This window comes from Candidatus Goldiibacteriota bacterium HGW-Goldbacteria-1 (genome assembly GCA_002839855.1).
GTDB lineage: Bacteria > Oederibacteriota > PGYV01 > PGYV01 > PGYV01 > PGYV01.
The window spans coordinates 13,767-37,545 of sequence record PGYV01000013.1; the positions used below are offsets into that span (position 1 = coordinate 13,767).

The 23,779-nt window shown below is 41.4% G+C and carries 19 protein-coding genes and 1 tRNA gene; 12 read left to right on the forward strand and 8 right to left on the reverse strand.

The window, feature by feature from the left end:
* Window positions 1–9: 9 nt before the first annotated feature.
* From CVV21_11630 to CVV21_11665, 8 genes are all read left to right on the forward strand, one after another.
* A complete protein-coding gene (locus CVV21_11630) occupies window positions 10–510 on the forward strand; it encodes a hypothetical protein (protein PKL90679.1) in 501 nt (166 codons plus the stop codon).
* Window positions 507–2,366 carry a hypothetical protein gene (locus tag CVV21_11635; protein PKL90680.1) on the forward strand — a complete coding sequence of 620 codons (1,860 nt, stop codon included), beginning with the start codon at window positions 507–509 and terminating at the stop codon, window positions 2,364–2,366. The genes CVV21_11630 and CVV21_11635 overlap by 4 nt, the downstream gene beginning before the upstream one ends.
* A gap of 192 nt (window positions 2,367–2,558) precedes the next feature.
* A complete protein-coding gene (locus CVV21_11640; GenBank protein ID PKL90681.1) occupies window positions 2,559–6,284 on the forward strand; it encodes a PolC-type DNA polymerase III in 3,726 nt (1,241 codons plus the stop codon).
* A 12-nt stretch (window positions 6,285–6,296) separates the two neighbouring features.
* Entirely contained in the window at window positions 6,297–8,270 is a 1,974-nt protein-coding gene (locus CVV21_11645) for a hypothetical protein (protein ID PKL90682.1), read from the forward strand.
* The gene (locus CVV21_11650; protein ID PKL90683.1) at window positions 8,257–9,312 is read left to right on the forward strand and encodes a hypothetical protein; all 1,056 of its coding nucleotides are present in this window, start codon (window positions 8,257–8,259) and stop codon (window positions 9,310–9,312) included. The genes CVV21_11645 and CVV21_11650 overlap by 14 nt, the downstream gene beginning before the upstream one ends.
* A gap of 89 nt (window positions 9,313–9,401) precedes the next feature.
* Complete coding sequence (locus tag CVV21_11655; GenBank protein ID PKL90684.1) at window positions 9,402–9,821, forward strand: hypothetical protein; 420 nt, start codon at window positions 9,402–9,404, stop codon at window positions 9,819–9,821.
* A gap of 8 nt (window positions 9,822–9,829) precedes the next feature.
* Window positions 9,830–10,633 (forward strand): hypothetical protein, encoded by an 804-nt coding sequence (locus CVV21_11660; GenBank protein ID PKL90685.1) that lies wholly within the window; start codon window positions 9,830–9,832, stop codon window positions 10,631–10,633.
* Window positions 10,630–11,409 carry a glycosyltransferase family 2 protein gene (locus CVV21_11665; GenBank protein ID PKL90686.1) on the forward strand — a complete coding sequence of 260 codons (780 nt, stop codon included), beginning with the start codon at window positions 10,630–10,632 and terminating at the stop codon, window positions 11,407–11,409. Before CVV21_11660 ends, CVV21_11665 begins: the two co-directional genes overlap by 4 nt.
* A 4-nt stretch (window positions 11,410–11,413) precedes the next feature.
* On the opposite strand, the gene CVV21_11670 is transcribed toward CVV21_11665, so the two are convergent.
* A complete protein-coding gene (locus CVV21_11670) occupies window positions 11,414–11,989 on the reverse strand; it encodes a hypothetical protein (GenBank protein ID PKL90687.1) in 576 nt (191 codons plus the stop codon).
* Window positions 11,947–12,675: a hypothetical protein gene (locus CVV21_11675; GenBank protein ID PKL90688.1), complete on the reverse strand. Its 729-nt coding sequence runs from the start codon at window positions 12,673–12,675 to the stop codon at window positions 11,947–11,949. The genes CVV21_11670 and CVV21_11675 overlap by 43 nt, the downstream gene beginning before the upstream one ends.
* A gap of 292 nt (window positions 12,676–12,967) precedes the next feature.
* On the opposite strand from CVV21_11675, the gene CVV21_11680 reads away from it, so the two are divergent.
* A complete protein-coding gene (locus CVV21_11680) occupies window positions 12,968–13,840 on the forward strand; it encodes a hypothetical protein (protein PKL90689.1) in 873 nt (290 codons plus the stop codon).
* A gap of 5 nt (window positions 13,841–13,845) precedes the next feature.
* On the opposite strand, the gene CVV21_11685 is transcribed toward CVV21_11680, so the two are convergent.
* The 3 genes from CVV21_11685 to CVV21_11695 all read right to left on the reverse strand — a co-directional run bounded on the left by CVV21_11685 (window position 13,846) and on the right by CVV21_11695 (window position 16,423).
* A complete protein-coding gene (locus CVV21_11685; GenBank protein PKL90690.1) occupies window positions 13,846–15,909 on the reverse strand; it encodes a hypothetical protein in 2,064 nt (687 codons plus the stop codon).
* Between the two features lie 3 nt (window positions 15,910–15,912).
* A complete protein-coding gene (locus CVV21_11690; protein PKL90691.1) occupies window positions 15,913–16,332 on the reverse strand; it encodes a hypothetical protein in 420 nt (139 codons plus the stop codon).
* A gap of 5 nt (window positions 16,333–16,337) precedes the next feature.
* Window positions 16,338–16,423: transfer RNA gene (locus CVV21_11695), tRNA-Leu, on the reverse strand.
* A gap of 171 nt (window positions 16,424–16,594) precedes the next feature.
* Between CVV21_11695 and CVV21_11700 the strand changes: the two genes are divergently transcribed.
* The gene (locus CVV21_11700) at window positions 16,595–17,956 is read left to right on the forward strand and encodes a TrpB-like pyridoxal phosphate-dependent enzyme (GenBank protein ID PKL90692.1); all 1,362 of its coding nucleotides are present in this window, start codon (window positions 16,595–16,597) and stop codon (window positions 17,954–17,956) included.
* Window positions 17,957–17,999: 43 nt separating this feature from the next.
* Window positions 18,000–19,229 carry a hypothetical protein gene (locus CVV21_11705; protein PKL90693.1) on the forward strand — a complete coding sequence of 410 codons (1,230 nt, stop codon included), beginning with the start codon at window positions 18,000–18,002 and terminating at the stop codon, window positions 19,227–19,229.
* 234 nt (window positions 19,230–19,463) lie between these two features.
* On the opposite strand, the gene CVV21_11710 is transcribed toward CVV21_11705, so the two are convergent.
* The 3 genes from CVV21_11710 to CVV21_11720 are packed head-to-tail and all read right to left on the reverse strand — an operon-like array spanning window position 19,464 to window position 20,874.
* The gene (locus tag CVV21_11710; protein PKL90694.1) at window positions 19,464–19,781 is read right to left on the reverse strand and encodes a hypothetical protein; all 318 of its coding nucleotides are present in this window, start codon (window positions 19,779–19,781) and stop codon (window positions 19,464–19,466) included.
* A gap of 17 nt (window positions 19,782–19,798) precedes the next feature.
* Window positions 19,799–20,227, reverse strand: a complete 429-nt coding sequence (locus CVV21_11715; protein ID PKL90695.1) for a hypothetical protein — start codon at window positions 20,225–20,227, stop codon at window positions 19,799–19,801.
* Entirely contained in the window at window positions 20,224–20,874 is a 651-nt protein-coding gene (locus CVV21_11720; protein PKL90696.1) for a hypothetical protein, read from the reverse strand. The genes CVV21_11715 and CVV21_11720 overlap by 4 nt, the downstream gene beginning before the upstream one ends.
* A 372-nt stretch (window positions 20,875–21,246) precedes the next feature.
* On the opposite strand from CVV21_11720, the gene CVV21_11725 reads away from it, so the two are divergent.
* The coding region (locus CVV21_11725) for a hypothetical protein (GenBank protein PKL90697.1) at window positions 21,247–23,779 on the forward strand (2,533 nt) is incomplete at its 3' end.

A 23,779-nucleotide genomic window follows, 5' to 3' on the forward strand; every position in this document is an offset into this window, starting at 1 on the left:
GAGGGAGTCATGATATCAGAATTTACAAAACTACTTTCCATAATTAATTCTAATAAAGCGCCTGAAGAAATAGCAATGGGAGTGGTTTTTGGAATGTTTGCGGGTTTTCTGCTTCTGGCGCCGTTTAATGCCGTAATAATTTTTTTCCTGATACTTATTTTAAACGTGAATACCGCCGCATTTTTTCTTTTCACCGGTATATTCAAACTTATCACTTTTTTAATTGACCCTTTGGGTGATATGTTGGGCAGGGCGGTTCTGACGGTGCCGTTTTTAGAGCCTGTCTTTTCAAAGATGGCGGAAATGCCCCTTGTCCCGTTTACAAAATTTAATAATACGGTAATTATGGGCGATTTTATAATAGGTATTTTATTAATTGTTCCGGTCTGGATGGGGACGATGAAAATAATTGAATACTATAGAAAGAATCTGCAGAAAAACATTAAGAAATTTGGCATTGTCAAAGCACTTAAAGCCGGTAATTTTTTTGAAGGAGGAAGTGAAGAATGAAACTTCTCAGAAAAAACGGCATCATTGCCCTTGCGATATTTATTGTAATATCTTTACTTTTTGGTTTTTTCTTTCTTGATTTAATTGCGAAAAATACTGTTATAAATTTTGGAGAGAGAGTTTTTAAGGCGAAAGTAGAGATTGCAAAACTTGACGTTCAGATATTAAAAGGCAAAGTTGTGCTTGAGGGTATTGCAGTGGCCGACAGAAATAATCCGATGAAAAACCTTTTTCAGGCGCAAAACGCCGGTTTTGACCTTATGACATCGCAGCTTCCGGGCGGTAAGGTCATAATAGATACTGTATTAATTGAAGGTGTGACGGCAGGCGGGGCAAGAAAAATATCCGGGCAGCTGTCTGAAGCAAAGCTTAGGGCAATTGAAAAAAAAGACGCAAAGCTTGCGGAAAAAACTGAATTCGCGCACGGGCTTGGGGTAAAAGCCTTTGAGCGGGGTAAAGCGCAGATAGCCGATAAATTACCCATAACCAGCATGGAAGACATTCAGGATAAATTTAAATCAAAAGACAGCTTAAATATCGCGGCGAAAGAAAGCCTTGAATCATATAAAATGATTAATGAAGCCGGCGGAAAAATCACACAGAAAAAAGACGAAATACTGAATTCTATAAATACAACGGATATTAATAAAAAAGCGGAAGATATGAAAAAAGCGGCTGAAAACCTTAAAGGGATAAAAGTGTCATCTGTTGAAGATATTCCCGCGGCAAAAGCCAAACTTGATGAACTAAATAAAGTGTACGCGGAACTTCAGGACGCAAAGAAACAGCTTGAAGGGATAAAAATAAAGGCGGAAAGTTTTTATGCGTATTCGGCATCATCGCTTAATGAAATAGAAGCAGCCAAAGAAAGGGATGTTAACAGGGCCATGTCGATGATGAACATTAACATCTTAAACCCTTCAGAAATAGAAAAAGCGCTGATTGGCCCTGTATGGTATTCAAGGATACGCAATTTGCTTGATACGGCCCGCCTTGCCAACAGGTATATTCCGGTTAAAAAGAAGAAGAAATACGCGGAAATTAAAAGGCTGCACGGGACAGACATAATATTTACTGACAAACAGTACCCTTCTTTCTGGATAAAAAAACTGTCACTATCCGGAGGTTCCGCTGAAAATACTGGGTTGGGGATATCGGGGACGATTACAGATTTGACCGCGGAACAGTACATAACCGGCATGCCGATAAGGATTAACTTAAACGGGGTTAAAGGCAATAAAAATGTAGTTGTGGACGGCGTAATTGATCACAGGGAAAAGATAAACGATTCCATTACGGCTGTTATGTCCGGTATGCCGGAAGAATATACTGCCGGATACGGAAACGTTAGTATGAAATCAAGAAATCTGCGTTCAAAAGTAACCCTTATAAACAAGGACAGCTTTATTTCAATAAAAGGAAGCGCGGAAATAAACAATCCGGTTTTCACTGCGGGAAACACCAAGGACCTTACATATCAGGCCTTAAGTTCAATTGACGGTATCGCGGTCGGGTTCGCGCTTATTAACGGCGTAAACGGCCTTAGCATTGATATAAACTCTGATATCAAAGACCGGCTTACAAAAGCAGCTGCAAAGCTGTATGGGAAAAAAGCTGAAGAACTGAAAAAACGTCTTAACGATCAGGTGGAAAATACGATTAAATCAGAGAAAGATAAGCTTTTAAAGCAGGCGGACGGATATAAAGCGCAGCTGATTTCAAAAACGGGCGGTTATGCGTCTTCTCTTAAAGATGCGGAAGCGGAAATAGAAAAAGTAAAATCCGAAATAAACAGCAAAATATCAGCAGCGCAGAAAAAAGGAACTGAAAATATGTTAAAAGGTATTTTAAAATAAATTATTAACTTTTTTTATTTGAGCATATGAGTTATATTTTTTTCGGCAAAAAAAATGGACATTTAACAAACGGCTTTGTATAATGAAATGTCTTTAAAAATTACAATGCCTTGTGTTATTTATGTATACGGTATCTTAAAACCGTTTATAGCCGCATAAGGCCTAAAAAACAATCACGAAAAGGTCGTATATATGTCTTCAGCTTATATCATTAAAATTGACAGTGAAGAAACAAAGAGAATCCTGAATGAAAACCTTCCTGCTCTAAAGGATGACCCTTCAGCTGAATTAATATCATTTAACCGTGTGGAATTAAACGGCAAAGGCAGTGATTTTAAGGTTGAAGTCACCCTGGATATCAAAGAGGGCGTGACGGCCGTGTACCTCTGCGCGCTTAAAGGCGTTATAGAGAATAATGCCAAGATGCCGGCTTCTTTTAATATAAATTTTGAAGAAGGCGGCGCTACAGAGAAACAGATAAAGGAATTATGGGCGTTTTTTGCCGAAAGGGTTGACGAGGCGCGCACCTGGCTTTTAAGTACAAAACCTTCATTTCCGGGAAACGGGCTGGAACTTATCTGCGAAAACGAATTCATTGCCGGCAAACTTTCCGACTTCAGGGTGCAGGCTTCTATAAGAAAAGGAATCAGGGAATTTTTCGGAAGGGACATTGAGATTACTTCCGTTAAAACTTCGGCGATGCCCGCGGAACAGCCGGCGGCAGAACCTGAGGCGGCTTCCATAAAAATAACGGGCAAGCGGGAAAAAGAAAGCAAGGTGCTTGTAACGGAAGAAGTAAAGGGTGCCGTTAAACTAATAAATTCAATATCAGAAGCCGGGAAATACGTTTTAGAAGGCAGGGTGTTTTTTGACCCGGATGCCGAACCAATAAGCGAACTTAAAAATAAAAAAGGCACATATATTGTAAAGTTTTATATTACGGATGACGCGGATACTTTAAAATGTATAGCTTTTGTTGATGAAAATGACGGGCTTAGGGATACGTTATCCACGCTTTCTTATGTAAGGCTTTCGGCGGAAGTGTCATATGATGACCGTGACGGCGAATTATCCGCAAAAGTAAGAAGAATAAACCGGATTAAAGCGCCGGAGCGGCATGATACTGCAGCGGCAAAAAGAGTGGAACTTCACGCGCACACCAAATTAAGCGCAATGGATTCATTAATGGCGCTGGATGATTACATAAAGACCGCGGCTAACTGGGGCCACACAGCGGTGGCAATAACCGACCATGGAGTGGTGCACTCTTTCCCGGACGCGTATAACAGGCTTGTCGGCTATTATGAAAAAAAGCATAAAGACCTTTTTACCAAAGACAGAACAAGGCGCGAAGGATATCTGGATGCAATTGAAAAAAGGGGCGCCACAAAACTTATCTTTGGCATGGAAGGGTATCTTGTGGATGACAGGGAAGCCAAAGACGAAGAACATGATAAACCATGGCACATAATAATACTTGCAAAAAATTATACCGGTTTAAAGAACCTGTACAAAATTGTTTCCGCTTCACACCTTGAATATTTTTACAAAAAACCACGGATACCGCGTTCGCTTTTAAATGCCAACAGGGAAGGGCTTGTCCTTGGCACGGCGTGTTATCTGGGTGAACTTTATCAGGCGATTCTTGAACAGAAGCAGGAAAAAGTAATAGAAGAGATAGCCGCCCGTTATGATTACTTTGAAATACAGCCGGATACAAATAACATGTTTCTTCTGAAAAACGGAACTCTGGCATCCATAGAAGACCTTCACAGGATAAATAAACGCATAGTGGAACTTGGAAAGAAAATGTATAAACCTGTGGCTGCCACCTGTGATGTGCACTTTTTAAATAAAAAAGACCGCACCTACAGGGAATTTCTGATGTTGGCAATGGGGTTTGATGAGGCGGATGCGGAGCTGTATTTAAGGACCACCGATGAAATGCTTGAAGAGTTTGCTTATCTGGGGCCGGAATCTGCCAAAGAAGTGGTAATTACAGCCCCGCAGAAAATTGCAGCCATGATAGAACCTGCTTTGGAACCGGTACCGTCAAAAATTCATCCGCCTTCGCTTCCTGATGCTGACAATAAAATACGTGAAGCCACATGGAACCGCGCGGGTGAACTGTATGGTGATAATGTTCTGCCGGAAGTTAAAGAAAGGATAGACAGGGAGCTTAAATCCATCATAGGTAATAATTACGCGGTGCTTTATTTGATAGCAAAAGTGATGGTGGAACGCAGCAATCTGGACGGTTATATTGTGGGTTCAAGGGGTTCTGTGGGGTCGTCAATTGTGGCGTATCTTTGCGGGATATCAGAAGTCAACCCCCTGCAGGCGCACCACCTTTGCCCTAAATGCAAATACATGGAATTCATAGATACGGAACTTGCGGGAGTGGACATGGATCCTAAAAAATGCCCGCAGTGCAAAACTGAAATGACGCGCGACGGTTTCAATATACCCTTTGAAACTTTCATGGGGTTTAAAGGCGATAAAGTCCCGGATATAGACCTTAACTTTTCCGGCGAATATCAGGAAAAGATACACAATTTTCTTATAAATATGTTCGGTAAAGAAAAGGTCTTTAAAGCCGGTACAATTAACACGCTGCAGCAGAATGCCATAAAAAAAGATTTCATGAGTAAATATATAGAAAAAACCGGAGCTAATCTTAAAAACGCAGAAAAGATGAGGCTGGCCATGGGATGCGCAGACGTAAAGCGCGGCACAGGACAGCACCCGGGCGGGCTTATGCTTGTTCCCGATGACAAGGAAATATGCGATTTTACCCCGGTGCAGTACGCGCCGGATAAGGTATCCATTACCACGCACTTTGATTACCATTTTATACATGATACGCTTGTAAAGATAGATGCCCTTGGACACGAATTGCCCACAAGTTTAAAACACATCTGCGAGGATTTAAATATTAAAGTAACTGATATACCCATTGATGACAAAAAAACCATGCAGATTTTCAGCAGTTTAAAACCGCTGAATGTAAACCCTGAAAATTATGACAGTCAGATAGGCACACTGGGTGTTCCGGAATTTGGCACCGGTTTTTTAAGGCAGATGTTAAATGACACCAAGCCAAAGACTTTTTCGGAACTTGTTTATATCTCCGGGCTTTCACACGGGACCAATGTGTGGGTGGGAAACGCGCAGGAACTTATCAATAAAAAGACCGCCACTCTTAAGGAAGTAATTTCCACAAGGGATGACATCATGGAATACCTTATTAGAAAAGGGCTTGAAAAGGGGCTTGCGTTTTCAATAATGGAAAGTGTCCGAAGAGGCAGGGGGCTTACTCCGGAATTTGAAAAGGCCATGAAAGAACACAAGGTGCCTGAATGGTACATTGAATCCTGTAAGAAAATAAAATACATGTTCCCCAAAGCTCACGCTGTGGCATATACCATAATGTCTTTCAGAATAGCGTACATAAAGATTCACCATCCGGAGCATTTTTACGCCGACTATCTTAACAGGGACATAGGCGGTTTTGAATATGAATTTATGGCAATGGACCTTGAAGCGGTAAAAAAACGGCTGCGCGAGTCCAAGTTTATGAAAGAAGCGGATAAAAAAGAAAAAGACAGGTTTAAAGTGCTTGAAGTACTGGTGGAAATGAAAGACCGCGGTTATGTCTTTTCAAAAGTTGACCTTTATAAATCGCATCCCACGCGTTTTATTGTAAAGGAAGGTAAAATATTACCGCCTTTAATTGCCGTGCCGGGGCTTGGCGAGAAAGTCGCCATAAGCGTTTCTATTGAAAGGCACAAGTCGCAGTTTACATCCGTAGAAGACCTTGTCAAAAGGACAAAAGTCAATAAAAGTGTGGTAGAATTCATGAAGTTAAATAATTTAGCGGGCAGCCTTCCGGATTCGGATCAGGCGGTACTTTTTTAAACAGGGGTAATAATGACAAGGATTAAAAGTGTTTACGTGAACAGTTTTCTTTTCCTATCGGTGGCTCTGATATCAATTCATCCGGTCTTTTTCCCTTCAAAATTTTCATTTATAACCGTGCTTTTATACCTTATTGCGCTTGCGTTTTTTCAGTATTACGGGGAAGAAACCGGCAGCGATAAAAAAGGGGCGCGTTCACTGATGTTTTTAGGGGCGGGGCTGCTTATTATTTCCGCGGCACAGTATATTTTCTCGTTCTTCATTCAAAGGACGGCGGGCGCAGCTTCAATTATGATGATTGCAGGCGGGGTCCTGGTTTTTCTGTCGTCGCGCGAAGGCGCGGGTGTCAGAGAGGGCAAAGAACAGGCGGTAAAACCTGTTTATGAAATGGTGTTTCTTGCCGTAATTACCGCGGCGGCGTTTTTCTTAAGAATATATAAAATAGATGAAATACCGCTTGGGGTGTGGTTTGATGAGGCCCAGAACGGAAATGAAGTAATATCAATGCTGGCTACAAACAGGCTGGAAGTTTTCATACCAAGATTAACACAGATGCCCGCCATGTTCACATGGCTTGCATCTGTGTTTGTAAAAATATTGGGTCCGGATATATTATCTCTTAAGATGGTGTCTGTTGTACTTGGGACGCTGTGCGTGCCTGCTTTTTATTTTCTTGCCAAACGCGTATTTGGCAGCGCGCGTTATGCGGCTGCGGCTGCCGCGCTTCTGGCTTTTTCACGGTGGCATATTACTTTTTCCAGGGTGGCCTTTCTTGGAATGCAGGCAATTTTTATAGAAATTTTATTTTTCTATTTTTATATACGGATGATAGAAGATAATAAATGGTACTTCGCCGCGCTGGCGGGTTTCATTGCCGGGCTTGGGCTGTACTCTTTTTCTTCCGCTAATATGGTGGTGATAATAGCCGGCACGCACCTTTTTGTAATGTTTCTTAGAGATAAAAAAGATTTTATTAAAAAGCACCTTAAAAAAGTAATGATTGCCGGTACAATAGGGCTTATAACTGCCGCGCCGCTTATTACCTATGCGGTAAATAACTGGCAGGATTACACAAGGCGTGTAAAAGACATAAATATCACGCAGGAAATAAAAGAAAAGGGAAGTTTAAAGCCGCTGTTATTAAGTGTTAAACTGCATCTGCTTATGTTTAATTTTGAAGGCGATTACAACGGCAGGCATAACCTTTATAAAGCCCCTCTGGTGGATAGTATTTCCGGAGTACTTCTTGTGGCGGGTGTGTTTACAGCGGCGGCATCAGCCGGGGCGAATTCGCTGTGGCTGTTGTGGTTCTTTTTGATGTTGTTGCCGGGTATGATGACTATTACAATAGAAGCGCCTCAGGCATACAGGGCATCTTCCGTGATACCTGCCCTTTATATTCTTATCCTCATTGCTTTTAAAAAAATAGAAACCAGCCTGTTTCTGCTTGGAAAAAAAACATTAAGGTTTAATATTGCGGCGGCAATTATTATAACTGCCATTGCTGTAATAAATGTACATCAGTATTTTGTTGTGTACCCTTCACAAAAATCAGCTTATATGGATTATTCACCGGAAGCCAACGGTATCAGCCGGCTTATAAATGAAAAAGCCCGGGACTGGCATTTCTATGTATCTGAAGCAAGAAAGATGTATGGTTTTTACAGTTTTGAACAGAAGATTATTTTAAAATTCACCACATACAACAAGGCAAAATTTTCATACTTAAGTAATGAAACCAACAGTATTTATCCTTCGTTTCTGCAGGGTAAAAAAGGAATAGGCGTTATTGTAAGGCCGACTGATACTGATATAATAGACTCTATGAAATCCCAATTTCCGGCGGCAGTACCGGAAATCATCGATAATCCGCATACAGGGGAAGAGATATTCAGATGCTATTACATAGATACAAAAAAACTGCAGCCGGATAAAAAAGGGCTGTTTGTTGTTTCGCAGACGGAGATAATAAATGATCAGGAATAAATTCAGATTTGCCGTAATTGCCTGTTTTTTAATGACGGCTGCGGTATTTCCGCTGTCAGCCCAGCAGTATCCCTTCAGCGTGTATTATCTTATAGAGGGAAAAAGCGTAAAACCGGCAGAGACTTTGGATTATGGAACGCGTCAGTTTACGGCATATCCCTTAAGGATAAAAGAATTCACATTTTCTTCTCCATATTACGCATATGAAGGCACCACGTTAATGAAGGAGTTCGGAGAAGAAATTTTGGCTTCAATACCTGAAAAAGGCAGGGCTAATGCCGTACATATAGCCGGTGCCGTTTATTCGTATATCACAGCCACTGTACAGGATGCCCCGGATAAATATGAAATGACATCTGATTTACACAAAATTAATCAGTCAGGGCTTTTTGCGTTAAGAAGCAAAACGGGAAACCTGCTTGAAAAGTGCAGGGCGGCAACAGCGCTTTTAAGATGTTTTACAATTCCTGCAAGAATTATATATTATGAAGGGCATTACGCGGTAGAGTATTATATAAAACCTCTGAAAGGAAACAGCGCCTGGGTTATTATGGATTTTACGAATGAAAATAAAGACAGGCATACCGGCCCCGTGGAATGGCAGCCGGTATCTTTGAAAGAATTATTAAATGAAGAAATAAATTCCGGTGAAGCGTCCCTTCAAACAGCAGGTGTGACGCAGGTATTTTTTAATGAAAAGACAGAAGCGGCGGAGGTTTTTGACAAACTAAAAACTGACAATGTCACACTTGTTTCAAATGAAATGCCGCAGGGGAAGTTTTACCTTATAAGAAAAACAGATTACATTATACAGACTTCTGTTTCTGTAACTGCAAAAGCACCGTGCGAGATAGAATTTACAATGCCCTTTAATGACAGGGATACTTTTAACCCGGGGGCGCCTTATTTTAGGACTTTTGGTTATTATGTAATTTCAAAAAATCAGAATCTTAAAATACAGTATAAAAGGGCGCATACAAGGGTTAATCCGCCTATGGACGGCAGGGTGTATTCACTGCCGGTAAAGTTCTGGGCGGAATAAAAATTACTCCGTAATTTTTATATTTGTGTTGAAAACACTGATTATTTGGTTTATAGTGTAATAAATAAATACAAATTATGGAGGGAAAGATGAAAAAAGTCCTCTTTTTAACTGCGGCGGCCGCAGCGATGTTTATACTGGGCGGATGCGGACAGGATGTTAATTTTACGGTATATAATCATTCAGGGATAGTACCTTCAGGAAATCAATATATAGGCATTACGGTGGAAGCAGACGGTACTGACTCACTTTCTTTCTTTCCCACGCAGAATGCCCTGTCAGACAGCGAAATAACCGATGGCAACAGCAGGGTAATTAAGGTGAAGGAAAGCAAGACCGTATCTGTAAATGCATGGGGGCAGGCTTTTGTGACAGGGACAGACGGGGCGCTTACAACTGAATCATTTGAAATTGGGCCGCAGACAGCGGTGGTTTACGGTGGTTTTCCAAGTGCGCCCGACTGGTACGCAGCTGTATTTATGAATGAAATAACCATATATAAAAAGTAAAGGCAATAATGCATAAAAAACTTGTAACGTTTTTCCGGCAGTTATCCCGCGAAGTAAAAAAAGGAGTTTCTTCAAAAGCTGTCGGAAAGAATTCCAAAGGCCAGACTACAAAGTTTTTTGATGTATACTGTGAAAGTCGGATAATTGCTTTTCTTAAAAAAAACATCACATATAAAACCACGATAATTTCCGAGGAAATTGCCGAACCTTTTGTCATAAATGAAAAAGCTAAAACGCCGATGCATTATATAATCATAGACCCCGTTGACGGGTCTGATAACTACATGAACTCCGTGGGTTTTGTATGTGTGGGGATTGCTGTTTTTGACAGTAATTATGAACCTGTAATGTCGTTTGCCGGGAATTATTTTACAGGAGACTATTTTTACGCTGATAAAAAGACAGCGGTAATAAACGGCAAAAAAGCCTGTATAAAGAAAACATCCGCACCTGTAAGAAATTCAGCATTACTTGTCATGTCAAATAATACTTTTAAAGACGGGCAGGCGCTTTTAAAATTTGCCGACAGTTTTGAAAGTATCAGGTCGCTTGGCGCCACGGTTGGAGAGATGCTTCAGATATTAATGGGGCACTACGGGGTCTTTATTGACGTGCGCGGAAAACTTTCACTTGAAAATTTTGCCCCGTATTTTATTGCGCAGAAATACGGCCTGCTTATTATAACCGACCCTTTCGGCAGGCCGCTTAAATTAAAAGGGCTTGAACTTGTAACGGGGTATGACGTAGTGGCTGCGGTGGATGCCGGTTTTCACCGCAAAATGATAAAGGGGTTAAAGAAAGTAATAAAATGAAAATTTCAATTGTAGTGCCTCTGTTAAACCAGATAAAATACACAAAAAAATGTTTTGCTTCCATTAAAGCCAACACTGATGATATTGCGTATGAAATAATTGCCGTTGATAACGGCTCTGCTGACGGTACTGTGGAGTATCTTAAAAAACAGAAAATAAAGTTCATTGAAAACGGGAAAAATCTTGGCGTGGCAAAAGCATGGAATCAGGGTGTAAGGGCGGCGTCAGGGCAGATGGTATGCATAATAAATAATGATATTATAGCCGGCAGGGGGTGGCTGTCATCGCTGGCGGATTTTTATCTAAAGAAAAATAACGCGGGAATTGTAAGCCCGGGCACAAGGGAAGGTGAACTTGATTATGATTTTCAGACATATGCCGACGGTTATACCGCAAAAATGAAAGGTGTCAGCAGAAAGTGGTTTTCCGGATGGTGTATGTTTATAGCTTCAGACAGGTTTGAAAAAGTGGGATTATTCTCCGAAGAGTTTGGAATAGGTATAGGAGAGGATATGGATTTTTATCTGCGGCTTAAAAAATATGGTTTTGAATCATATATTACCGGTTCGTCATTCATCCATCACTTTGGCAGCAGGACTGTTAAGGAGGTTAAGGAAAATGAAGGTGATGCGTTTGAAAAAGAAAACATAAAAAAACTTAAAGAAAAATGGGGGAATAAGTCTTATCTGGTGCGCAGGTTTGAAAAACTTTCGGCTTCAATTGATAAGAGGATAATGAAAGCCGTTTATGGGCACAATCTGGTGGAAAAACCTTAAGGGATCAAACGGTCTTTTTATTTTTAAACAGGCCGTAAAAAGAAAGCCCGTCCTTATCAAACAGAAAAATACAGCCCGCCATCCCAAGCAGCACAAGGTCGCGGATTATGGCAAATATGCCCACTTTATCCGGCAGCCCTATCATCAGGTCAAAACACCCGCATTCCATGTCAAAGCCGCGCAGCCACGCCTGTGTTATGGCAATTGTATAAACCACAAGAAGGCCGCTTAATATGAAAGCGGAACTTTTTGAATAAACATCAACAAGAAGCAGGATGCCGCAGATAAGCTGAAGCCATGGAATTACAACGGCAAGCGGGAAGAGCATAATTTCAGGTATCATTTTATATGAACCGATAGCTTTAGAAAATTCCTCGGGTTCGAATACTTTTGTTACGCTTGAAAGGACAAAGACAAGCCCTATAAGTATTTTGAATGTAATTAAAACAGCATTATTAGAAAATAGTTTAACCAGTACATCCTGCGTTTTATTAACTATGGATGCGGCAGGCGTTTTGTTTTTTTCAGCCTGTTTTTTTATTGTGCTTTTTTGTACTCGGGATAATTTGCCTCTGACCATGAATTCCACCCTCCAAAAAATATTACCACATTTTTATAGCCTGCATCATAAAGTGAATAAGCTGTTTTGTCGGAAAGGTGGCAGCCTACGCCGTGGCAGTAGGTGATAAGCACTTTGCCCTTCTGGCTTAAAACTGCTTTATTTTTTTCAATGTCCTGAACTGCTGTGCCTACCGGTATTGAAAGAGCGCCTTTAATGTGCGCCTGTTCATATTCGCCGTAAGATCTTGAATCAATAAAAACAGCTTTGCCGTTGTCATAAAGGTATTTGGCTTCATCAAGCCCTATTTTTAATATTTCTGTTTTAGAAGCTGCGTTCTTAAGAAGGTAACTGAAATCGGCTTTTGCGGACGGCATTGTGTTCTGTACTCCTGCCGGTTGCGAGGAAGCGGAAGCAGGGTCAATGTTCAGCTGAAAAGACTGATTTGTAGCAGGGTCATTTATAGTTATGCTGCCTTCTGTTGTTGAAGATACCGCAGGCTGGCTTGAAAGGTTCTTGCTGCGGGTTAAAGTGGCAATAACACCGGCTGCAACGGCAACCGCAATAATTACAGCTGCAGTAATAAGGCTTTTGTTAATTCCGGGTTTGTTTTTTATTTCGGGTTCAGAAATTGTTTTTTTTATGACTTTTTTTGCGGGACGTGCTTTTGCCATTACGTTCACCTCGTATATTTTTAAATCAAGCATTTAAATCCTGTTTATATAATTAAATAACATTGAACACTAAAAGTCAATAGGGCATTTAAAAATCATCGCTGCAGGTAATTAATCGGGGAATATAAGTAAATAAATACAAATACGCAGAGGTGCTTCAGCTGAAACGTGTAAATAGAATTATTAATATCAAAATTTAGTGTAATAACATAAACCCTGACAAAACAAATAACCTAAATGCAATACTTGACAAAATATCTATGCGCTGATATACTAAAATCGTTAACTATAAATTTACAATAACTTAAGGGAAGGGAAAACAACTATGAAAGAAAAACTTATAGGTATAGGCGCGGGAGCTAAATTGAGCGGGCTTTCTGAAAGGACACTTAGGTATTGGGAGAGCCTTGGGCTTATAAAACCCGTAAGGCTGCCTTCCGGGCACAGAAAATTCAGCAAGCCCATGATAAAGAAAATTATTGCCATAAAAGAAATTCTTGAAAAATACAATTTAAGAATAAATGACCTGATTACATCATCCAAATTTCTTCAGGACGAACTGTTAAAAGAAAAAGTGGATTCTCCGGACGTATTTGACCTTAACATAGCCCTTGATTCGCAGATATATGAAAGGGCAAAGAAAGCGGGAAAACTTCACCCTTTGTCCGGGCTGCCGGATTCACTGTACATCCGCCAGGAAATTGAAAGAAGGCTGGATGAAGACTATAAGATTGCGGTCTGCTATGTGGACATGAAAGATTTTAAATATTATAACAAACGCTACGGATATGAAAAAGGCGACGCGGTTATTAAATTTCTTGCCAGTCTGATTCACGATGTGGTAAAGGAAAACGGGGATAAAGAAGACATTGCCGGACACATTGGCGGTGACAACTTTGTTATCATAACATCGCATGAAAAATACAATAAAGTGTGTTCGGAGCTTATTAAATCTTTTGACCTGCTCATAGAGCAGCATTATGAAAAAGAAGACCGCGACAAGGGCTATATAGTAAATTACACCAGGCGCGGCGAAGAAATAAGGACTGCGGTCATGATTCTGTCGGTTTCGGTGGTATGGAATATCAGAAGAAAGCTTACACATTACGCCGAAGTGGCGGACATAGCGCAGGAACTTAAATCATACGCGCAGAAATTTCCCAAGAGTGAATTTGTGGTGGATAGAAGAAGCGATTAAGCTTTTTATTCTGCGGGAATCTTTTCCAGCACAGCTATTATACTGTTAAGATCCGTCCTGGAAGGGTCAATTTCTTTAATTTTTCTGAATGCCTGAAGCGCTTCTGAATACCTGCCGGTTTTGTAATAGACCACCCCAAGGTTGTGCCACGATGAGACATAATTTGGATCCAGCTGTAGGCTTATCAAATAGTTTTCTTCCGCGGTTTTAAAATCTCCGATGTTAAACCTGGCATTACCCATGTTATAAATAAATTCACAATTTTCCGGCTGCAGCTGATACGCAAGGGAAAAGTACTGCAGGGACAAATCGTTAAAACCCTTGTCTTCAAAGAATACGCCTGCAGAATTTGCGGATGTGGCAAAATCTTTCAGGTAAAGTGATTCGTTAGGCTGCGTGAAACCGCCCGTGTATGTGCCAAGCATATTTCTGTAATTATAATACTTCCACATATTGCGCAGCGATACCGTGTACATATCGCTTATAAAAGCGTAATCGGAAGGCATAACACGCCATGCCATTCCTTTGGGCATAAGTTCAAATCCGCCGTTAAGCGCGTTTTCTTCCGGTTTGTTATATGAAAAATAGATATTTCTGGAAGACAAATTCATTTTTATAAGCGCGTTAATAATGTAACCGGTGGATTCCGTGCCTATTTTCTTTTCTTTTATTACCGGTACTTTTGCAGCAGGGTCCTGTTTTGTAATGGAATCACGCACCCATTGCATCGGCAGCACGGCAGAACCTATTATAACCACATCAGTCCGTACTTTTTTCACGTATTTCAGGTACCATAACGGAAAAACAACGCCGTCGCCGGTGACAAACAGCATTGAATTTTTTTCCACGGAAGACAGCAGGTTTAAATTAAAATCCCTGGAAAAAAAATATCCGGACCTGTTTAAAAGCGGGTAAGCGGTAATTGTGTCACGGGCAAAAAGCGCCGCGAATAATATAACGGCGGCGATGTACGAGGTTTTTTTATTTTTTATAAAAGCCATTAAAGAGTAAAGGCCAATCGCCATACACAGAGCCAAAGAAAGATAAACGGGCGTGATGTAGGTTTCCATTATATAAAGCCTTTCTTTCGGAAGGTTAAGATAAAAAGATGTGACAGCAAGAAATGTAAAAGGTATAAGCGCTAAGATGATGCCGATTTTTTTATTTTTAATAAAGGTAAATATTATGCCTGTTAATGCCAACGCAAGCCCGGCAAAGGAATGCTCGCGAGCAAGGGAGGAAAAGAATTTTCCGGCCTGCATTAAAGGCGCGTTTATACTTTTGGCAATTTCAGCCCTGACATACTGATATCTGGAAAAGACCTGCATAAAATTTTCAAGATTTGAAGGGTCGCCCCAGTTTAGCACCGCGCTGTGCGCGCGTATTGGAAGGTAAAGATAAATTGAAAAACCCGCGGTGAACAAAAGCATTAAAGATATAATATTTGTTGGGCGCAGTAATTCTTTAAATCCCGGGCTTAAAATAATATAGAAATAGACAGGCAGCATAATAATCTGCGACATATGGTGGTTTCCCAGGCTTAAACCGTAAATCAGGAAAAACAGCCTTAGTGTTTTAATTTTTTGTCCCGGCACGGCGGTAAAAGAACAATTAAAAGCTGTGATTAAAAGCGTAAGGGTGAAGGCTATGTTAAGAAGGTAAATTCCGCCTTTGGCGGTTATGGACTGGTCCCATATTGAAAAGCCTGTCATAAAAAACACGGCGCAGGCTGCCGCGGGCAGTAGTGTGTGCGCGGACAGTTTTATTGCGCGCATAAGAGTGTTAAAAAGAATTATAAGAAGAAGGCCGCACAATAAAGAAAGCGTTATTGAAAGAAGATAAATTCGGAAGGAGTAGTCCGCAACCGGTATGAAAGAAAATATTTTTCCAAGAAGGGAAAAAACGGGATATCCCGGAGGGTGCTGTATACCCAGAGTAACGCTTGCGGTTATGGTTTCGCCTGAATCGCCTGAAAATACAGCCGGCGGAGCGGTGGTTAATAAAAGATAAAATACAGCCAAAAATACTGCCGCAAGAACCGCGGCGGGCAGGTATCTGCGTAAGGACATTTTTTAATTTTCGTTAAAATGTTCTATTAATTTTTCTATGTGCTTTTTTTCGCCTTCAAGTATATGAAGCCCTGCTGAATACCTTCCGAAGATTTTATACGCGTTGCGTTTAGTCCATTCAATACGCACTAAAAGGTTGAATTTATCTTCGGCTATCGCGTTTTCGTGTATTTCCAGTTTAAGAGTGGTGCGTTCCGGAAGAAGAAAATCGCAGTTTATAAGCATTCCTTCTTCGCTTACGTTAATGGTGGTGGCGCGAAAAGATTCACCCTGTTTTAACTTTGATTTTTCGCCGGTAAGATCATCGGGGAAACGGTCAAGGACAGCCGAAATGTTCAGAATCTTTGTGAACCTGGGGTGCTTCCTTGCTTCTCTTTCATCTTTTTTCATCGTGCCACCTTTGGGTTTATTTATTTTATGCATTTAATTGGTGCCGGAGGTCGGACTTGAACCGACATGACCTTGCGGACGGGAGATTTTGAGTCTCCTGTGTCTACCATTTCACCACTCCGGCCAGTCTTGAAAATATACTATATTAAATGGCATGGTTTGTCAACTTAAAGAGAGGTTTTGCGTCAGAAAGTAAGAAAAACACTTAATAAAGGATTTTCGGGTGTATTTTCAAGTTTTTTTTTAATGGAAAAAATGTTATATTATCTGGAACAATAATTTTAAGGAGGGCATTATGTCAGACACAAGAAAATTTATTCTTCAGGAAAAAGATATCCCGAACGCATGGTACAACATCATTCCGGATCTGCCAACACCACTGGATCCGCCGCTTCATCCGGGAACAGGCAAACCGCTTGGGCCTGCTGACCTTGCTCCTATTTTCCCCATGGCTTTAATTGAACAGGAAATGTCACCCAAACAGTGGATAGACATTCCCGGAGAAATTCTGGATATTTATAAAATATGGAGGCCGTCGCCTTTATTCCGCGCCAGAGGGCTTGAAAAGCTGCTTGATACACCGGCAAAAATTTATTATAAATACGAAGGCGTGTCTCCGGCAGGAAGCCACAAACCTAATTCAGCCATTGCGCAGGCGTATTACAATAAAAAAGAGGGCGTAAAGAAACTTGTAACGGAAACCGGGGCAGGGCAGTGGGGTTCCGCGCTTGCGCTTGCCGGCACGATGATGGGCCTTGAAGTGGAAGTATATATGGTAAAGGTAAGCTATGACGCAAAACCATACAGAAAGCTTATGATGCAGACATGGGGTGCAAAAGTATTTTCTTCCCCCACAAAGTTTACCGAAATAGGAAAAAAGATACTGGCAGAACATCCGGATTCCAACGGCTCGCTGGGCATTGCAATATCCGAGGCTGTTGAAGTGGCGGCAAAAGACCCGCACGCGAAATACGCGCTGGGAAGCGTTTTAAACCACGTGGCGCTGCACCAGACAGTTATAGGGCTTGAAGCAAAAAAACAGATGGAAATGGCAGGGGATTATCCTGATATTGTAATAGCGTGCCACGGCGGCGGAAGTAATTTTGCCGGGACCGCTTTCCCTTTTGCGTACGATAAAATGAAAGGTAATAAGAAAAACTTAAGGTTAATCGCGGCTGAACCTGCTGCATGCCCTACACTTACAAAGGGAGTTAATACTTATGATTTTGGCGATACGGGCGAAATGACACCGCTTTTAATGATGTATACGCTTGGCCATAAATTTATGCCGTCAGGAATTCACGCGGGCGGGCTTAGGTATCATGGAGCTTCGCCGCTTGTTTCAAACCTGTTAAAAAACGGGGTCATTGAAGCTGTGGCAAATAACCAGACAGAGTGTTTTGATGCTGCAATACAGTTCGCTAAAACGGAAGGCATAATTCCCGCGCCGGAAAGCTCCCATGCTATCAGAGTGGCTATTAACGAGGCGTTAATAGCAAAGGAAACAGGCGAAAAGAAGGTTATTTTGTTCAATTTAAGCGGGCATGGTAATTTTGATTTCGCGGCTTATGAAGCATATCTGACCGGTAAAATGGTTGATGTACCGCTGCCGCAGTCTGATATTGATGATGGTTTAAAAAGCGTTCCAAAGAGGTAAATTAAGGCGCATTCTTTTTCGCGCCGATAATAGAGGGTGAAGGATGAAAATAAAATTTTTTCTTGCCGCGTTATTGCTGGTTACTCAGGCGGCGTTCTGCGGTATTTCGGGTATGCCGGTGGAAGTAATTAATCACGGCGCGGGAGTTAGGGCGCTTTCGATGGGCGGGGCGGTGTCGGCTGATTCTGCGGATGCTTCCGCTTCGTTCTGGAGCCCGGCGATGCTGGATTCTATTAATACCAATCAGTTAGAGGCGTCTTATGAAATGCTTTACGGCGGGGCTATTTTCAACGCGCTTGGTTTTTCCGGGCCTATTGGAAAAATGGGCGGGCTTGGGGTGTCCATAAGAAATATGCATTATGGCGAATATGAAGTTGTGTCTGAAGAAGGAAATGCGGAAGGCAATGAAGCCATGAATGATTTTATGCTTACCGGCGCTTATGGGCGTAACCTTTTTGCTGGAGTTCAGGGCGGCCTGGCGCTTAAAGCTATAGTGCGCGGAATTGGCGGAAAAAATTATATGGGTTTTAATTCGGATTTGTCATTGTCCAAAAGTTTTGAATGGGGAAGGGCATCGCTGACAGGAAAAAACATAATTCCGCTTGGAATTAAATATGATTTTTCGGAAGAAATGCTTCCGGCTGCAGTAAGATTAGGGCTGTCTTTTATGCTTCTTGACGGGGCGCTTAAAATAAATACTGACGCTGAAAAAGCATTTGCGGGCGGGCCCGCGGTTATATGCGCCGGCGCTGAATATAAAGTGATGGAGCCGCTTTATTTAAGGGCGGGTATGGGGTCAATTGGGGACGTTAATGAAATAAACGCGGGATTTGGTTTTAAGTATGAAGGCTTTGGCCTTGATTACGGCGCCGCGTACACCGAACTTTCGCTTAACCACAGGGTGGCGTTGTCATACAGTTTTGGCGGGTATGAATTAAAACTTACTCCGGATCCCGCTGTTTTTTCGCCTATGGGCGGGAACAGAAGGACGTATATAAAAATTACGGCCATGACAAAATATGAAATATTCAAGTGGAAGGTTGAAATAAAAGATAACAAAGGAAAAGTTGTTAAAAGCTGGGAAGGCGCAGGCAGGCCGGATGAAACGCTTATCTGGGACGGCCTTGAAAAAGACGGAATGCCCTTTAATGAAGGGGATTATAAAGCTGTAATTGTGGTCACTGATGAAAATGACGCGGTGATAAGGTCAGGCGATGTAATAATAAAAATATCGCAGGGGGATCAAAAAGCAATTCCGCTATTTATGGAATGATTACAACTTACAAGTAACAACTTACAAGTTTCAACTGACAACTGACAACTCAAAGCGTGTAACCTGTAACTTGTTACTTGTAACCTGTTACTTGTAACCTGTTACTTGTAACTTGTCACTTGTAACTTGTCACTTGTCACTTGTAACCTGTTACCTGTTACTTGTTACTTGTTACTTGTTACTTGTAACCTGTAACCTGTCACTTGTAACCTGTCACTTGTAACCTGTCACTTGTTACTTCTTCTTTCTTCTGTCCGCGGGTACGGCTTTGGCTTCTTTTCTTCTGTCTTTTGAATAAAGCACAAGCTTACCGTTTATCATCCTGTATATCTGAATAAGCACTTTGTCAAAAAAGATGCCGTCTGAAATACGGATAAGGTTTTTGTTTGTATTATCGCTTTCACGTTTTAATTCTTTTTGTGGAAGGTCTTTACTTTTTGTCCTGCGGTCGTGGCGCACATAAACGTACCTGTTGCCCATGTTTTTTACTATCACTTTTTCTTTTGAATCATAGTAAAGATTTCCGTCAAGGTGAACATAACGTTCTGCCATTTATAATTCCTCCTGAATCATTTTTGTTTTTTATTCAGTCCTGAAAGATGGGATTCCAGCCGTTTTAAGTCGTTTTTGCTGATTGAAATAATTTTAAGCCCGGCTTTTTTAGAGTCGTTACCCTTAAGCCCGTCAAGGTGCATGACTTCTGCCAGAAGTTTTACCGGGCTTGAAGCCTGAGGTATGTACAGGTCTATTATAAGCTTGTCGCCCTGCACAAGCGCTTCGTCTGTAATTATGGCAAGGCCGCCCCGGCTTACGTCGTCTGTCATTGAAGTGATAAGCCTGTTGCCCTGCACCATCTGTAATTTTTCAACCGTAGTGTCCCTGTAATCATCCGACAGTTCCGGCGATTCTTCAGAGGTACGATAATACGATACTTTAAGGATGTCTTTAACCCGCTCATATTCGCGGCGTTCCAGCCAGCCTCTTTTTATATCAGTCATTTTTTACCCTTTTTACGGGCTTTTTTAGTGGTTTTTTGAAGTATATATCTTTCAGGGTGAATCATTCCAAGTGAGATTACGGTTTTTAAAGCATTTTCCACAGGAGTGTCAAGAAGTAAAATGTTTTTTGGAGGAACAAGGATTAAAAAACCTGAAGTGGGGTTAGGCGTGGTGGGGATGAAAACGTGTATAAAGGTACCTTTATTTTTTGAGTTAACAAGTGTGACTTCATCCTGGGAAGTAATAAAACCGATGGCATAGAAACCATAGTAAGGATACTGTACAAGGGCAGCCTGTCTGAATGAGCGTTTTTTTCCGGCGAATAATGTATCGCTTATCTGTTTAATTCCGCCGAAAATCTGTTTTAGAACGGGAATTTTAGAGATAATTGTTTCATATAACTGAACCATTTTTTTACCCAGATAGTGTGTGGCAAAGACGCCGGTTATCCACAAAAGCAGGATAAGCGCTATAAGGCCAAGTCCCGGTATAGAGATGCCGATATATTTCGTAAGAAGAGGGCCTAAAATGGAATCCAGTTTGTTTAAGAGGAAATAAGTGATATATACCGTAAGGAAAGCAGGCAGAATGACAATTAAACCGGCCAGTATTTTTGACCAAAACCTTTTAATGAATCCTGACGACATAATGCAATCCTCCGTTAAATAATATTGAAATTATATATGAAAGTAGTGTAAAAAACAACACTAAAATGAAAGAAAGGGTAAAAGTGTAAAAAAATGCCGCAGTTTTACCTGTGGAAACAAAAAAATTGAATTTGGTTTACGAAAAATCAGGAAAGCATAGGTTTTTATAGAAAATATTAGAATTTTTGTGTTTGACAATGGGTATTTATATAGTATAATTATAATCAGATTAGTAATAAATAGAGAGAAGTATAATAAACAATAAAGCGCAAGAAGTAGTTATTATGTCAGAAATTGATTTATATTGCATTGCCGCTTATTAAATCTGACAAAAAAACGGCAATAACCAGGAGTTTCTTATTGGCTAGCTTATTGCAATTCACAGGCAATAACGCGCAGAGTAAAAAATTCATTATTAATATATTATTATATATATTGGGGCATATCCGGACTTCATTGAAAACCATAGTAATTACAGTGTTTATGTTTGTTGGGTTAATCGGGGCGGCGAATGCGGCAGAAGTTGAGGTTGGATCAATATCTGTAGTATCTGCCAGCGGTTCCTGTTATGTGGCCGGGCAGGTATTGACGGTGTCGTTTAATGTCAGGGGAAATGTAAATTATGAATCTATAGTTGCATCAATATCTTTTTCCAATGATGCAACCAGTGAATACACAGATGATTGTGTATTTACTACAGGCGGGCCTTATCCGGATACTGACGGGCATCAGGGTGTTTATGTGGCTTCTGAAAATGATAATTTAACAGACTGGATAACAGTTTCTAAAGAGGTAACGGTTCCGGTATCATATTCCGGAGATAAGTATGTTGTTGTGAAAGTTGGGGCAAGCAGTTTTAATTTTGCTTCCGGAGTTGATACTTCTACCGATACGGAAATTGAACTTATGACAGAATGCGGAGCGGCAGAGCCCACAATTACACAAACTGTTACGGAAACTGTTACGGGTACTGTGACGCGGACGGTTACAGAGACTGTGACTGAATCCGCAACAATGACCGCGACTGAAACCATAACGCAAACGGTTACAGAAACAGCCACCGCGACCGTTACGCAAACTGCAGTATTTGGCGCTGCAGGCGATGGTTCTGCTTCCATTTCTCCGCTTACTGTGGCTGCCGGTACTTCAGGTAATGAAATGACAATAATATTCAATGCCAATGGAACGGCGTGGGCAAACGGGGAGCTTCGCGTTGAAATACCGGCAGGCTGGTCCGCGCCAAGCATCACATCAACAGATGCCGGCTACTTTACCGTGTCCGTTAACGGGGGCGTACTTGGCGGCAATACTGTTTCTAATCAGATAATAATAATACCGGTTACATCGCTTAATGCTGACGGTGAAATAACGATAGTATACGGCGCAAGTACTCAGGGTGCGACATCGCAGAGTGGGATAGACCCTGCTTATTTTAATGTTTTTACAAATCCTACAGGAATTCCTGCTGTTGTTGCTATTGCACCTCAGCCGCAGGTACAAGTTGCAAACGCGACAGAGACAGTGACTGCAACGGTTACTTCCACGATAACACAGACTTCAACAGAAACATCAACAGGCACGGCTACTCCTACAATTACATTAACACCGGAACCGGGCGCACCGGCGAATTTGTATTTTAACCTTGAGACTTACAGCCCCGGGCAGGAAAGCAATACAATACATTGCGGCTACAGGATTACCAATTATTCCACTTTTACAGCAAAGCCATCCGATTTCAGGATTTCAGTTTATATTTATTCCACAAAAACAGCTTCTCAACACTCCTGGGAGGCGTCATCCAATAATACAACTGTTTATAATTCTTCCAGCGTATCACAGGGTACGCTTGCCGCGTGGAGCTGTAATTATTCTGATATTACGGCAAGCGATTGTGGGCTTGAAAATTCAATAAACAGAAGGGCGAATGTTAAGGCTTTGATATCTTATGGCGGAGCCAACACAGATATACCGGCTGAAGGCGGCTATATTGAAACGAATTCAGATGCGAATAAGTTTGGAAGGATACATTATTCGGATTGGGCGGCTGTTGATGAAACAGATGATTATTCTTCTACAGAGGATTCAAACCTTGGCTCCACGAGGGCTGCAAGGATAAATTACAAATACGTTGTTCTTGAATACAATGACGGCGGGACATGGAAACACATTTGCGAAGTTACAGATTCATCCGGCACCGTGGATACGGCATCGGGAGAAATACCCTGTGATGACAGCGCCTGCGCTGCCGGTACAACGGAAACTGAAACACCCACTGTAACAGCGACAATAACAGAAACTGTGACAGAGACTGTAACAGAAACTATTACGGAAACTATTACGGAAACTACAACTGAAACGATAACAGAAACTGCAACTGAAACAGTTACTGAAACACCAACCGAGACTACTACGCAGACTGTAACTGAAACTACCACTGAGACTTTTACTGAAACAACTACAGAAACTTCAACTGAAACGATAACTGAGACTAATACGGAGACGGTAACTGAAACAACTACGGAAACTGCAACTGAAACGATAACTAAAACACCAACCGAGACTACTACCGAGACTGTTACTGAAACTACTACGGAGACAGTTACAGAAACAACAACGGAAACGACAACAGAAACGGTAACAGAAACATCAACTGAGACTACTACAGAGACTGTGACTGAAACTGCAACGCAAACCACAACTGAAACCACAACGGAGACGGTGACAGAAACTGCAACAGAAACGATAACTGAAACACCAACCGAGACTAATACCGAAACTGTTACTGAAACTGCAACTGAGACTGTTACAGAAACAACAACGGAAACGACAACTGAAACCACAACGGAGACTGTGACTGAAACAACTACACAAACTGCAACTGAAACGATAACTGAAACGCCAAGCG